The sequence below is a fragment of the Flavivirga jejuensis genome (genome assembly GCF_030540765.1).
GTDB classification, from domain to species: Bacteria; Bacteroidota; Bacteroidia; order Flavobacteriales; family Flavobacteriaceae; genus Flavivirga; species Flavivirga jejuensis.
Genome location: NZ_JAUOEL010000006.1, coordinates 277355 through 291452, shown reverse-complemented (window position 1 = coordinate 291452; position 14098 = coordinate 277355). Strand labels below are relative to the sequence as shown.

Below are 14098 nucleotides of genomic sequence, written 5' to 3'. Positions count from 1 at the left end.
GGTATTTCACTGGTTTCACACCCAATCAAGTTGCCATAAGTTTTACTTTTAGAGCCCAAAAAACGAATTTTGTTATTTTACTTCACCGAAAAACTGTAAAAAAGACAATTCTGATAATTCCTAAGAGACGATAAAATTAAAACAAAATTGTAACATTTTTAGATTAAACCATAAATCATGATATTCCTATACAAACAAAGCAGTAATTTATTTTTTAAGTGTATAAAAATAACAATGTCTATAAATAAGATATGTTATTATATTCTATTGTCAATATTTGTTTTTGGTTGCTCTAACGACAGCTCAATTCTTTCAAAAATAAAAGTAGAAGAGCTTGAAGGTCTAGATAGAACTTTAGAATATATAGAAGTTCGTTTACCCCCTTTAAAAACTTATCAGGAAGATTATAATATATATGTCTATTCTAAGAACAACAAAGAAAATGTACGTGCTCAAATTGTAGATCTAAGAGAAAGAAAAAAGGACGATAGGGGGATAAAAATAATATTTCCAATATCAATTAGAGGAAATGAAACAAAAGAATATTCCATTAAAGCAGCCCCAGATAAATATATAAAAACAGATAACCAGATGAGTATTATGGGCGATGGGTTGAATTTAATGTTTGAGAATAAATATTTTTCAGCTTCTTTTAAGGAGTATGTCGGTCATAATAATGAAAAATTAGGATATGGTCATTTAGGAAGTATTTTATTAAAAGAATTTGATAATGTAGTATTAGAGCGAAAAGATCCAAATCTTAAAATTCATTGGGCTCCAAGTTTTGGCAGAGAAAATTTGAATTATAGAACCATGGCTCACATTACCGAACCAGATTCAACTTTTATTTCAACAAAGGGACCTTATTGCTTTAGCTTATTTAAGAGTGGTTATATTGAAGGGTATGAAAAAATTTCATTAAAAGGAGAGTATACGTTCTATGCAGGGCTTCCTTATTTTATTTTTAATAGTAAAATAACCTTTATGGATAGTGACACTCTTAATCTTTTAAGAAATGACGAGATGACCATGGATAGTTTGTTCACTCATGTTGTTTTTCCTAAGCCAAGCGGAAAAACAATTGATTTACCACTTTATAGCGAAACAACGATGACTTATTTAAAAGAGGATCCAATAACTGATGATGCTCCATGGTTATTTTTTTATAATAAGTCTAAATCCTATGCCTTTGGTTCTATACGATTAGATTACGATAATAAGAATATTTATGGAAACGATTCTCCTACCGAGAATAGGCATACAAAAATTTCCACAAGCGCTAACTCTGGAAGATATTGGAATAGAAGACTCATTAATAGTAAAAATACATTGATTCCAAAGGGGAGTATGTACAGAGAAAAAAATGCTTATATCGTTTTTAAGGTTGACAAAGATGATCCAGCAAAAACAATAAAACACTATTACAAATGCTTAAAAAGCCCTGTTAAGGTAAGCAAAATAAATTAGTGGTATAAGATAAAAACGATAGCGATACTATGCTTTAAGAGCATTATAAACCCATAAGAAATGAATAATAAAATACTTACTCTGATTCTTTTACTCATTATATTTGGCGCATGCTCAAGTAAATTTCAAAAATATCGTGTTACAGAAGATGGAACAATTCATGTTCCAGCATATATATTACCAGAATCATCTTTTTTAAGTGATGCGAGTAGAGCAGCGATTAAAAGACAACGAGAAGAAGAAAAAAAGCGTTCTAAAGAAGAAGCCGTTGTCTGTCCATATCCAGAAAACCCAAATGAAGAAACTATAAAAGCTTTTGAAGCATGTAACCGAGCGTATTTCTATACAAGTTCTCTATATCGCAACGCGTTAGATCGCTACCACGTGACTATAGAAATTGATACTATAAACGGTGTATATACAGAAGTGTTTACACCTACAGAAGGGATTAAAGAAGAGAACCGAGATCGTGTTTTAATAAGCCTTCATTCTGGAGCTTTCCTATATGGCTCTCGAACTTCCAGTCGCGTAGAATCTATCCCCATTGCATCAATAGGAGGGATCAAGGTGATTAGCATTGATTATCGGATGGGGCCAAAACATCAGTTTCCTGCTGCAAGCGAAGATGTTGCTGCTGTTTATAAAGCGTTATTAAAAGAATACAAACCAGAAAATATTGGAATATATGGTTATGCTGCTGGAGGTACATTAACAACACAGGCGCTTGCATGGTTTCAAAAAGAAAATTTGCCATTACCTGGTGCGGCAGGAATTATTTGTATGGCTGCTGCAGAACCACGACCAAAGACTGATTCTATGTACATGGTTTCTGCTACTCTTGGACATGAAGGTATTGCACCGTTTACCGTTTTTGAGCCTTACTATGGTGCAAATCCAGATTTCGAAAATCCTCTCTTAGTTCCTTTAAAATCTAAAGAAATCATGGCTAATTTTCCACCTTCTTTATTAATTGTTTCCACCCGCGATTTTCATCTTAGTTCTGTAGTACACACACATTCCCAATTGATAAAATTGGGGGTAGAAGCAGAGCTTCATGTTTGGGAAGGTCTTGGTCATGTTTTTTTAGCCAATACAGAACTTCAGGAATCCAGAGACGCTTATAAGGTTATTGTTAATTTTTTCAAAAAGCATCTGGATTAATTCTTAATTTAAGATCAGTCGATATACTAAAAACTGATAATGAGTAATTTGTGTGTATAAATAAAAAAAATGTGTCATTCTAAACAAGGAACGAGGAGGCATTTCATCTTTTTTATCTGTAAACAGTTTCACATGTTATAAAGAGTCTGAAAATATATTTCATTTGCATAATTATCTCATATACAGTGTTTTATAATGATAATTCTTGTTTTTATTAGGCCGAACTCAGGTTCATAGATAAAAGAACGCCTTTTGTATAGTCAATCGCCTTAAACGTCTATTCCTTTTTATTAAGATAGCATATAATTTCATCTTTGAAGTGTTAAATTAAAAACACAAAAAAATGAAATTATATCTCATTATAGCAAGCTTATTATTTGGGCAATTTTTCTTTGCGCAAGAAGTTTCAAACAATCCACCACCAAAAATATGGTCTTTAGAAGATTGCATAACCTACGCACTAGAAAATAATATCACAGTTAAAGATGCTAAATTAAACAAAAATATAGCCGAAGTAGATTATAGCAAAGCCAAATCATCAAGGCTGCCTAATTTATTTGGGAGTGCTTCACAAAGTTTTTCTAGTGGAAATACTATAGATCCTATTACCAGTGATTTTGTAACAGACCAAATACACAGTACCAATGTTGGGATTAATAGTTCTGTAACCTTGTTTCAGGGAAACCAAATAAGCAATCAGATTAAACAAAATAAATTACTGTTAGAGCAAAGTGTTTTTCAAGAAGAAGTAGAAAAAAACAATATTGTTTTAAACATTCTAGAAACTTATTTACAAACCTTATACAGTAAAGAAAGTATCACGATAGCCGAAAATAATTTAACAGCTTCAGAAAAAGAAGTTTTAAGAGCTAAAGCACGTTTAGATGCTGGAACCATAGCATTAAGCGATTTTACCGAAGCACAAAGTCAAGCAGCAACCAACAAATACGATCTTATTGCAGCTAAAAACGACTACCAACAATACATTATTGACCTAAAACAATTGTTGGAATTGCAACCAATGGAAGATTTAGAAATTGAAACCATTGATGAAAATATGGATTTAATTAATCTAGAGCTTAATAAAAGAACTATATATAACAAAGCATTAAACTTTTTGCCAGAGATTGAAGCTAGTAACTTAAACATTGCTGCAAGCGAGAAAGAATTTGATATCGCCAAAGGGGGCTTTTTACCAACATTATCTTTAACAGGATCGCTTGGTACTGGATATACAAGTATTAACAATACTACATTTTCAGATCAGTTTGATGTTAATTTTAATCAGAAACTTGGATTATCGTTAAGCATTCCAATTTTTAATAGAAAACAAACCAAAGCAGCTGTACAGACTGCTAGGATAAATATTGAAAAAGCCGATATAGAAAGACAAACAACAGAAAAAGTGGTTTATAAAAAAGTAGAAACGGCTTATCAAAACGCATTGTCATCTCAAGAACAAGTTATTGCCGCAGAAGCTTCAAAAATTGCCGCTGAGCAATCGTACAAACTAGCGCAAAAAGAGTATGAATTAGGAGGTTTAAGTACAACTGATTTAGTGATTAGTCAAAACACCTATACCAATGCACAGCAAAATTATTTACAAGCCAAATACTTAAATATTTTATACCATCAATTATTACAATTTTATCAAGGGAATAACATCAAACTTTAATCTATTTTAACATGAAAAATAAAAAAAAGATCATTATAGGCAGCATAGTATTTCTAATACTTGCTAGTGTAGCTTACTCTTTTATAAAAGGCAACGATACTATTATTATAGAAGCAAAAACAGTTGCAGCCAAAAAAGCAGATGTTACCACAATGGTTACAGCAACAGGAACCATAGAACCTATTATTCAGGTTGAAGTTGGTACTCAGGTTTCGGGCGTTGTAGAAAAAATATATGTAGACTATAATAGTGCCGTTAAAGAAGGTCAGCTTATTGCAGAGTTAGATAAAACCAATCTTAATGCTGCTAAAACACAAGCCCAGGCAGCTTACGATAATGCTGTGAGCCAAAGAAATTACATGCAAATTATTTACAACCGACAAAAAACATTGTACGATAGTCAAGTGATTAGTAAATCAGATTTTGACGATGCACAATACAATTACCAAACAGCAAAAGGCACTGTAATTCAACGTTTATCAGACCTCCAAGAGGCAAGAACCAATTTAGGTTATGCTAATATTTATTCACCTATAGATGGCGTCGTATTATCTAGAGATATAGACGAAGGGCAAACCGTTGCTGCAAGTTATAGCACACCAACTTTATTCACAATTGCTCAAGATTTAAAAGAAATGCAAGTGGAAGCCGATGTAGATGAAGCCGATATAGGCCATGTGAGAGATGGACAACGCGTTACGTTTACAGTAGATGCTTATTTAGGAGAAACCTTTGAAGGTACCGTAACACAAGTACGTTTAGATCCAACAGTAACCTCAAACGTTGTAACCTATACTGTGGTTATTAAAGCAGACAATCCAGATTTAAAACTGAAACCTGGCTTAACAGCAACCATTTCTATTTACACATTAGAATTAAAGGATGTCCTAACTGCAGAAGCTAAAGCCATTAACTTTAATCCTGAAACCGAAACTTTAACGAGTTACAATTTGCAACATAATTTATCAGATAATACAAAACACAACAACAAAGACCAAACAACTCTTTGGGTACTAGGTAATGAGGGTGCTATAACCCCAAAAATTGTTACGCTTGGAGCAAGCGATGGTGTAAACGTACAAATTTTAAGCGGTATTAATATAGGAGAGAAATTGGTATACAGTTTAAAAGGCATGAGCAAATCTGCATTAAAAAAAGAAGGCGCAAATGAAAGCCCATTTATGCCACAGCGACCAGGAGGAAACAAAAAAAAGTAAACAGACATGAGTAAAGAGATTATAAAAATAGAAGATTTAAAGCGCGATTTTGTCATGGGAACCGAAACGGTTCATGCTTTAAGAGGTATTTCTTTTACTATAAATGAAGGTGAGTTTGTTACCATTATGGGGTCAAGTGGTTCTGGAAAAAGTACGTTATTAAACATTTTGGGGTGTTTAGATCAACCGACTTTTGGAACCTATGAAATTGATGGTGTAAAAGTAAAAGACCTTAATAGAAATGAATTAGCAACGATAAGAAACGAAAAGATTGGGTTTATTTTTCAATCGTATAATTTATTAGCAAGAACATCTGCTATTGAAAATGTAGAATTACCGCTTTTATACAATAGTAAAGTATCTACCGAAGAACGAAGAGAACGTGCCATTAAAGCATTAGAGATGGTTGGTTTGGCAGAGAGATTGCATCATACACCTTCGCAGCTTTCTGGAGGACAACAACAACGTGTTGCTATTGCAAGATCGTTAGTTAACAATCCTGTTATGATACTTGCCGATGAAGCCACAGGAAACTTAGATACACGAACGTCTTACGAGATTATGTCGTTGTTTCAAGAACTAAATAAACAAGGCATTACTATAACCTTTGTTACACACGAGCCAGATATTGCAACATTTAGCAATAGAACCATTGTATTAAAAGATGGACATATTATGCAGGATTACAATAACTATAATGTACAATCTGCTGCAGTACAATTAGCTAAATTACCTAAAGAACCCCATTGATTATGAGATTATTAAATTTATTAAAAATAGCTTTTAAAGCGATCGTTCTTAACAAAATGAGAACATTGCTTACCATGTTAGGAATTATTATTGGTGTTGCTTCTGTAATTGCTATGCTTGCAATAGGAGAAGGCTCTAAGGAAAGTATTCGCGCCACCATTTCTAGTATGGGATCTAATATGATAACTATTAAGCCCGGAGCAGATGTACGTGGTGGTGTTCGTCGTAGTGCTAGCGAGATGGAAACACTAACGTTTAAAGATTATGAGGCAATAAAAGCACAAACAACATTAACAAGTTACATATCGCCAATAGTGAATGGTAGCGGACAAGTTATCAATGGATCTAACAACTGGCCTTCTACAATTTTTGGTGTCAATCCAGACTATTTAAATATTAAAGTAGTCGATTTACAAAGTGGAAGTATGTTTACAAATGCTGAAGTACAATCTGCCGCTAAAGTAGCTTTAATTGGTCAAACCGTTGTCGATAATGTGTTTCCAGACGGGGAATCGCCTGTTGGTAAAATGATTCGTTTTAATAATATTCCGTTTAAAGTGATTGGCGTGTTAGAAGAAAAAGGTGAAAACACCTTTGGTCAAGATCAAGATGATGTGGTGGTTGCACCTTATACCACAGTACAAAAGCGTATTTTAGCGATTGATCATTTAAATGAAGTTATGGCATCGGCTATTAGCGAAGAGGATGCACCAAATGCTGTATTAGAAATTACCGAAATTTTACGTACGCAACATAAATTAACCGATAATGAAGATGATGATTTTCATGTACGCTCTATGGAAGAACTCATTTCAACATTTAGTTCTACTAGTGAAATGCTAACAATTCTTTTGGTAGCGGTTGCCAGTATTTCATTATTAATTGGTGGTATTGGTATCATGAATATTATGTATGTTTCTGTAAAAGAGCGAACTAAGGAAATAGGTTTACGTATGGCAGTGGGAGGTAAGGGATCCGATATTTTAATGCAGTTTTTAATAGAAGCCATATTAATAAGCGTTACGGGTGGACTTTTAGGTGTCATATTAGGGCTTGGGGCGACTGTATTTATTGAAAAATTCTTAAATTGGCCCACAAGTGTTGCCTTATATTCTATTATAATATCGTTTGCTGTTTGTGCTGTAACAGGCATCTTTTTTGGATGGTATCCAGCTAGAAAGGCATCGGCTTTAGATCCAATAACCGCTTTACGCTACGAATAATTAATGATGCATAAAAATAAAAAAATAACTGTCTTTTCACATCTGCTCGCTTGGCTTGTCTTATTTAGTATGCCTTATGTATTGTCATACGGGCAAGAACAAGATCTTAATAGAGTGATAGCTCATTTTTGGATTCCATTAGTGTTTTATGCTGGAATATTTTATTTTAATTATTTTATATTAATAGATCGCTTTTTGTTCGTTAAAAAAACCTGGCAATTTATTATTATAAATGGTATTATTATTGCTTTTTTCTTGCTATTAAAAGAGCAATTAGAAGAGACCTTTTTTCAAGAGCTTGCTAGAAAATCATCCAAAAATGCTAAAAGAACAGGGCCCCCTTTAAAGATGTTTTTTTATGTACAAACGCTTTCGTATATGGCACCTTTGCTTTTTTCAATTGCAATAAAAACCACAAAGCGATGGGTGAAAACAGAAGCTGAACGTAAAGAAGCTGCTAATTATAAGCTCCAGTCTGAGTTACAACATTTACATTACCAGTTGCAACCGCATTTCTTTTTTAATTCGTTAAACAACATCTATTCATTAGTGGATAGTTTACCAGAGCAAGCAAAAACTTCTATTCATAGTTTGAGTAAACTCATGCGTTACATGCTTTATGAAACGAATATGGAACTGGTGCCACTGTCTAAAGAAATCGATTTTATGAAAAAATATATCGATTTAATGAAACTGCGTATATCAGATAAAACAGAAGTTACTTATAGTTTTCCTTCAGAAGACACTGGCATTAAAATAGCCCCTTTATTATTTATTTCATTAATTGAAAACGCTTTTAAACATGGTGTCTCTGCAAGTAAAGAAAGCCTGATCAATATTGTTATGAATTGTGAAGAAAAGAACATATTGTTTATTATCGAAAATGATAATTTCCCCAAAAAGACCGATGATAAAAGTGGTTCTGGAATTGGGCTTAAAAATCTGGAAAAACGTCTACAATTACTGTACTCAAATAAGCACAACTTTGAAACGACAGTAAAGGACGATTGCTTTTTAGTAACCTTAGAAATAGAAACAACTTAAATAATGAGTAGTCTAAAAATTACCTGTGTTATTGTTGATGATGAGCCTATGGCACTTAATTTAGTGGAAAGCTATGTAGAAAAAACACCCTTTTTAGTACTTAAAAAAAAATGTGCTAGTGCCATTGAAGCTATGGAGTTTGTAAAAACAGCCCCTGTAGATTTGATGTTTTTAGACATACAAATGCCAGATTTAACAGGTCTTGAGTTTTCAAAAATGTTACCCAAAAATACCCGTGTTATTTTCACTACAGCATTCGATCAATACGCATTAGAAGGTTTTAAAGTAGAAGCTTTAGATTACTTGCTAAAACCTTTTGATTATGCAGAATTTTTAGCCGCTTCCAATAAAGCTTATAATTGGTTTTTATTGGTTAAAGGGAAACAAAAAAACATACTCTCTGAAGAAAAAGAATTTCTTTTTGTAAAATCGGAATACAAACAGCTACGTATTAAACTGGCTGATGTATTGTATTTTGAAGGTCTTAAAGACTACATTAAAATATGGCTAAAAGATAACCCAAAACCTATTTTAACTTTAATGAGTTTAAAATCGTTACAAGAAGAACTTCCAGAAACCCAATTCTTACGCGTTCACAGATCTTTTATAGTCGCTTTAAAAAATATTGAAGTTATAGAACGTAGTCAAATTATTATCAATAACCAACGTATTACAGTTTCAGAACAATACAAACCAGCATTTTTAGCGTTTGTAAATAACAATTCTTTAAACTTGTAGAGTTCTCATTTAAAAGACTTCTATAAAATTATTCTATTCATAGATACAATACAGGCATTCGTCTATTTGCTTTTTTTAGTACATCCTATACAAATACCTTTAAACTATTAAGACAATAGATGGTCTAAGTATAAAATAAAATAAACCCTAAAATTTTATAAATTATGAAAACACTTATTAAAACATATGTAATGTCATCATTATTATTGGTGGCTTTTACAACACAAGTTTCAGCGCAAACAAAACGTAGTAAAAAAACAAAAACAGTAGTAACAACTACAACTAAAAAGAGTAACGTTAATAGAAGAGTATCTAGTAAAAAAGTGACTTACAAAACTCCTAAACGAAAGGTAGTTTCTGTAAGAACTGTACCAAACAGAACGGTTATTAAGCATAAAAATCAGAATTATTACTATGCCAATAATAAATATTATACCTATTCAAGAGGACGCTATATTGTAATTGCTCCTAAAATAGGATTTAGAATTAATACATTACCACCTAAATCTAAACGAGTACGTTATAACAACCATAATTATTTTAACGTACAAGGTATATTCTATGTTCAAAGTAATAACGAATACGAAGTTGTAGAACCAGAAATTGGCACTGTTGTTTACGAACTGCCAGAAGATTACGAAAAAGTAACTATAGATGGTCTAAGCTATTACGAATATGCTAATATCCTTTATGAAAAAGTGCAAGTAGATGGAGCCAGAGCTTATGAGGTTGTTGGTGTTATAGAAATAGATTAGTAATAATATTTTTTTTAGTTGACTGATTGATAGTGAGAAAAGGGGATGACTTTATGGTTATCCTCTTTTTTATTAAAGCCATTTTGGCTTTTTCCATTTCCTAAACCCCAAACATGAAATATTTTGCCTTTTTTAGAGCAATTTGATTGGGTATGACTCTGTCTTGAACCCTGCTGGCAAAGGCTGAGACAATTGGTTTCAAGACATTCTTTTTCTCGTGTTTAGTTAGATAAAAAGAGGGTTATAAGTAATTCTTTTTTTATCATTTCTCTATTTTATGTGTTTATTATTAGCAACTTAAGTCCTAAATGACAGAAAATTGCATCATAAAAATACAGTGCAATCTTATTTTAGCAACAAATAGACACCATAATTGAGAAGTTTACAAGATTCAAAAAGTTTTTTTTTGTATCATTGAAATACTGTGAATTGTGTTATTGTATACTTTTTGGATGATAATTTACCCCTGTTTGCTTTATCGTTTTAGTTAATTTGCACTAAGATACTTTACTCTAAAGTATAGGAAATACATCTTGAAAATTGCTTTAGATTTTACAGTTTTTTTTAAACTATTTAAACTAAACTACTATGATTTTTAAACCAACTCTATTTTTAACCTTTTTTTTACTTTTTTTTTATTCAAAAATGTTTTCCCAATCTATTCAAGTTACAGCTTCAAGTAGCTATGAGCAATCTGGATGGAGTATTGTTAATTTAATAGATGGTGAAAATTCAGAAGTAACAGATGCTAAAGGCTGGACAAGTAATAATAGCACCAAAACTAACCACGAAGAATGGGTACAACTTAAGTTTAGCGAGTTAGTCTCTATTTATGGTATCCATTTGTATTCAAGAGATGGAGGTCAAGGTTTTCCAGTAGACTTCATTATTGAAGTATCTCAAGATGCAAATACATGGAAAACAGTAACTAATGAAACAAATTATACAGTAACAGATTCTAAAAATACTTTTTCATTTCCAGAAGAACAGGTACAGTATGTAAAAATAACAGGAACTTCGCTTAGGATAAATCCATTGGATAATAACCAATATAGGATGCAATTTACAGAGGTAGATTTTAATCCAGATTTAGTTCCAGATATAGAGCCAGAATTACCAAATGATTATAGCTATATTTTAGAACGCATAACGCCTTCCACGATTTCTAACGTTGGTTCAAATGTAGTTTTAGACTTTGGAAAAGCGGCTTTTGCAAGTATGGAATTTACGTATACAGCAACAACTGCTCATACAGTTTCTATACATCTAGGAGAGAAATTATCAGGTACTAGTGTAGACAGAAACCCTGGTGCTACTATTCGCTATCAAAAAGTAGACATTCCAGTTATGGCTGGTACAAATACTTATGAAGTTTCTTTAGCTGAAGACGCAAGAAATACCGCTCACGGAGCTATACAAATTCCAAGTTATGCTCCCGTATTGATGCCATACCGATATGTAGAAATTGAAAATCATGAAGGCACTCTTTTAAAAGAAGACTTTGTACAATTAGCATATTTTGGACCCTGGGATGAGAATGCAAGTTCTTTTAGTAGTGATGATGCTATCTTAAATCAAATATGGGATTTATGTAAATATTCGATGAAAGCTACTTCTTTTATGGGCTATTATATAGATGGAGATAGAGAAAGAATCCCATATGAAGCAGATGCGTATCTTAATCAACTATCGCATTATGGAACTGATGCTTCTTACAAAATAGCAAGAAATACTATTGAATACTTAATGGATCATTCTACCTGGCCTGTAGAATGGCAACAACATATGGTTTTAATGTTTTATGCTGATTATATTTATACTGGCAATACAGAATTGATTTCAGAATATTACGACCGTATAATTGATAAAAGTTTATACGAATTAAGACGTGGTGATGGATTGATTAGTCATGAAAATGCAACTGCATCTTTTATTAATAATGAACTCGGATTTACTTATAACCAGTGGGCTACATCTAAGTTCACACCTATTGTAGATTGGCCAACAACAGAAAGGGATGGTTTCGTGTTTGAATCTTACAATGCAGTAGTAAATGCTTTTTATTATAAAAGCCTTCTGCAATTAGCCGAAATGGCTCAAGCTATTGGAGATACTACGAATTTAAATCTTTTTACAGCTGAAGCTATCAAAGTAAAAACAGCATATAATGCAGTCTTTTTTGATACAGCTACTGGATTATATGTAGATGGAGAAGGCACTTCACATTCTTCTTTACATACTAACATGATGGCTCTAGCTATGGGGCTTGTGCCTAATGCAAATATAGCTACTGTTGTTACATTTATAAAATCTAAAGGAATGGGTTGTAGCGTATATGGTGCACAGTATCTTTTTGAGGCATTATATAATGCAGGTGAAGCAGATTATGCATTAGAGTTAATGACCTCTCAAGACACCCGAAGTTGGTATAATATGATTAGAGTAGGAAGTACAATTACCCTTGAAGCTTGGGATGAATCTTATAAAAATAATTTAGATTGGAATCATGCATGGGGAGCTGCTCCTGCAAACTTAATTCCGAACTATATGTGGGGTATAAAACCTATTACACCAGGTTTTACAAAAGCTTCAATTCAACCACAACTATCAACTCTTCAAAATACTTCAATCAAGGTGCCAACTCCCAATGGAGGAATAGAAGGTGTTTTTGAGATAACCACTGAAGGAAATGATTTCTACACGATAACGATTCCAGCAGGAATCGAAGGAGAGTTTTCAATACCAAATATGAAACTTAATCTGATACACAATAGTGTCTCAAAAAATGATGTCGATTTATTAATTTTAGAAAGTGGCGTTCATACTATCGAAATCACTGAAGCAGTTGAAAAACCATTGAGTATTGAAAAGTTAGAAGATATTAACCTGAACATATATCCTAATCCATTACTTAATTCGGAGATGCTTAATATCCAAATTCCAGATTTAACATTAGCAAAAGTATCTATTATTAACTTAACCGGTCAAGTTCTGAGTACAGGAGATATTAATAAAGGAAAAGGTTCTTTGTCTTTAAACGGTTTAAGTTCAGGTATGTATATTGTTAAAATTGTTGCTGAAGGAAAAACATATTCGAAAAAAATAATCTTACAATAAAATAATTAAAATACGTATTCAAAATTGCAAATTGAACCTGCCTTTACTTACTGGCAGGTCAATCTTGTTAAGTTAAGGAAATTTGTTCTGTTTTGTCACATTGAGGCATCAGATGAAAATTTTAACTAGCGGAAGAAATGACGTAATTGGGGTGTCATCCTATGTTTGCAAAAGATTAGTGTCATTCAGAAGGAGGTACGACTGAAGAATCTCATAAATTTTATTGCTTTATTTTTAAGATTCTTCAACTTCGACAATTATCGTAATGTTTTTAATATCAACGATATATGGTGGTAAACGATTGTGAATTGAGTATTTATAAAGAACGTCAATAGTAGCATTATCGAAATACAAAATGTATTTTATATTGAAGATACCTAGCGAAGCTTAACGAAATACTGTTAAAAAACTAAGGATTGGATTATAATGTCTTCAACGAAAGTCTGTACTGAGCGTAGCCTATAAGTGCTCAGACTAAGATTTTAGCCTTATCTTAATGACACATTTGCCTTGAGCCAGCAAAGGCAGAGATACTTAGTTTTAAGACATTATTTATTTAATGGCAATCATGCTAATTTCTACATTAACATCTTTTGGCAGTCTAGCTACTTGTACTGTTTCCCGAGCAGGAGCAGTATCATCATTAAAATAGCGACCATACACCTCATTTATTTGATTGAAATCATCCATATTACTAATAAAAATAGATGTTTTTATCACATGTTCAAAAGTCATATTTGCTGCTTCTAAAACAGCTTTTATGTTTTGCATAACTTGTGTGGTCTCTGTTTTTATATCGTCTAAAACAAGGTCTCCTGTTTCTGGATTAAAAGCTATTTGTCCAGAAGTATATAACGTATTACCACTTAATACAGCTTGATTATAAGGACCTATAGGAGCTGGTGCCTTAGATGTTGTGATTATTTTTTTCATTGTATAGAGGTGTTTCTT

Annotated in this window: 11 protein-coding genes; 10 read left to right on the top strand and 1 reads right to left on the bottom strand. The window is 32.5% G+C overall.

Annotation, left to right across the window (positions count from 1 at the left end):
• The first annotated feature begins 234 nt into the window (after positions 1-234).
• The 10 genes from Q4Q40_RS17375 to Q4Q40_RS17330 all read left to right on the top strand — a co-directional run bounded on the left by Q4Q40_RS17375 (position 235) and on the right by Q4Q40_RS17330 (position 13147).
• Positions 235-1467: a hypothetical protein gene (locus Q4Q40_RS17375; RefSeq protein ID WP_303303216.1), complete on the top strand. Its 1233-nt coding sequence runs from the start codon at positions 235-237 to the stop codon at positions 1465-1467.
• Between the two features lie 60 nt (positions 1468-1527).
• Positions 1528-2628, top strand: a complete 1101-nt coding sequence (locus Q4Q40_RS17370) for an alpha/beta hydrolase (RefSeq protein ID WP_303303215.1) — start codon at positions 1528-1530, stop codon at positions 2626-2628.
• A 343-nt stretch (positions 2629-2971) separates the two neighbouring features.
• Positions 2972-4303 (top strand): TolC family protein, encoded by a 1332-nt coding sequence (locus Q4Q40_RS17365; protein WP_303303214.1) that lies wholly within the window; start codon positions 2972-2974, stop codon positions 4301-4303.
• An 11-nt stretch (positions 4304-4314) separates the two neighbouring features.
• Positions 4315-5520 carry an efflux RND transporter periplasmic adaptor subunit gene (locus tag Q4Q40_RS17360; RefSeq protein WP_303303213.1) on the top strand — a complete coding sequence of 402 codons (1206 nt, stop codon included), beginning with the start codon at positions 4315-4317 and terminating at the stop codon, positions 5518-5520.
• 6 nt (positions 5521-5526) lie between these two features.
• Entirely contained in the window at positions 5527-6270 is a 744-nt protein-coding gene (locus Q4Q40_RS17355) for an ABC transporter ATP-binding protein (protein ID WP_303303212.1), read from the top strand.
• Positions 6271-6272: 2 nt separating this feature from the next.
• Positions 6273-7493 carry an ABC transporter permease gene (locus Q4Q40_RS17350; protein ID WP_303303211.1) on the top strand — a complete coding sequence of 407 codons (1221 nt, stop codon included), beginning with the start codon at positions 6273-6275 and terminating at the stop codon, positions 7491-7493.
• 3 nt (positions 7494-7496) lie between these two features.
• Complete coding sequence (locus Q4Q40_RS17345) at positions 7497-8537, top strand: sensor histidine kinase (protein WP_303303210.1); 1041 nt, start codon at positions 7497-7499, stop codon at positions 8535-8537.
• A gap of 3 nt (positions 8538-8540) precedes the next feature.
• Positions 8541-9275, top strand: coding sequence for a LytR/AlgR family response regulator transcription factor (locus Q4Q40_RS17340; RefSeq protein WP_303303208.1), 735 nt, complete (start codon positions 8541-8543; stop codon positions 9273-9275).
• A gap of 164 nt (positions 9276-9439) precedes the next feature.
• Entirely contained in the window at positions 9440-10030 is a 591-nt protein-coding gene (locus Q4Q40_RS17335; RefSeq protein WP_303303207.1) for a DUF6515 family protein, read from the top strand.
• A 645-nt stretch (positions 10031-10675) separates the two neighbouring features.
• Positions 10676-13147: an alpha-L-rhamnosidase-related protein gene (locus Q4Q40_RS17330; protein ID WP_303303206.1), complete on the top strand. Its 2472-nt coding sequence runs from the start codon at positions 10676-10678 to the stop codon at positions 13145-13147.
• Positions 13148-13699: 552 nt separating this feature from the next.
• Here Q4Q40_RS17330 and Q4Q40_RS17325 read toward each other — a convergent pair.
• Positions 13700-14080 (bottom strand): RidA family protein, encoded by a 381-nt coding sequence (locus Q4Q40_RS17325; protein WP_303303204.1) that lies wholly within the window; start codon positions 14078-14080, stop codon positions 13700-13702.
• Positions 14081-14098 lie beyond the last annotated feature (18 nt).

What these genes read in the sequence shown, in the direction of transcription:
- Q4Q40_RS17375 (WP_303303216.1), top strand. Translation starts at nt 235, where the DNA reads ATGTCTATAAATAAGATATGTTATTATATTCTATTGTCAATATTTGTT.
- Q4Q40_RS17370 (WP_303303215.1), top strand. Translation starts at nt 1,528, where the DNA reads ATGAATAATAAAATACTTACTCTGATTCTTTTACTCATTATATTTGGC.
- Q4Q40_RS17365 (WP_303303214.1), top strand. Translation starts at nt 2,972, where the DNA reads ATGAAATTATATCTCATTATAGCAAGCTTATTATTTGGGCAATTTTTC.
- Q4Q40_RS17360 (WP_303303213.1), top strand. Translation starts at nt 4,315, where the DNA reads ATGAAAAATAAAAAAAAGATCATTATAGGCAGCATAGTATTTCTAATA.
- Q4Q40_RS17355 (WP_303303212.1), top strand. Translation starts at nt 5,527, where the DNA reads ATGAGTAAAGAGATTATAAAAATAGAAGATTTAAAGCGCGATTTTGTC.
- Q4Q40_RS17350 (WP_303303211.1), top strand. Translation starts at nt 6,273, where the DNA reads ATGAGATTATTAAATTTATTAAAAATAGCTTTTAAAGCGATCGTTCTT.
- Q4Q40_RS17345 (WP_303303210.1), top strand. Translation starts at nt 7,497, where the DNA reads ATGATGCATAAAAATAAAAAAATAACTGTCTTTTCACATCTGCTCGCT.
- Q4Q40_RS17340 (WP_303303208.1), top strand. Translation starts at nt 8,541, where the DNA reads ATGAGTAGTCTAAAAATTACCTGTGTTATTGTTGATGATGAGCCTATG.
- Q4Q40_RS17335 (WP_303303207.1), top strand. Translation starts at nt 9,440, where the DNA reads ATGAAAACACTTATTAAAACATATGTAATGTCATCATTATTATTGGTG.
- Q4Q40_RS17330 (WP_303303206.1), top strand. Translation starts at nt 10,676, where the DNA reads ATGTTTTCCCAATCTATTCAAGTTACAGCTTCAAGTAGCTATGAGCAA.
- Q4Q40_RS17325 (WP_303303204.1), bottom strand. Translation starts at nt 14,080, where the DNA reads ATGAAAAAAATAATCACAACATCTAAGGCACCAGCTCCTATAGGTCCT.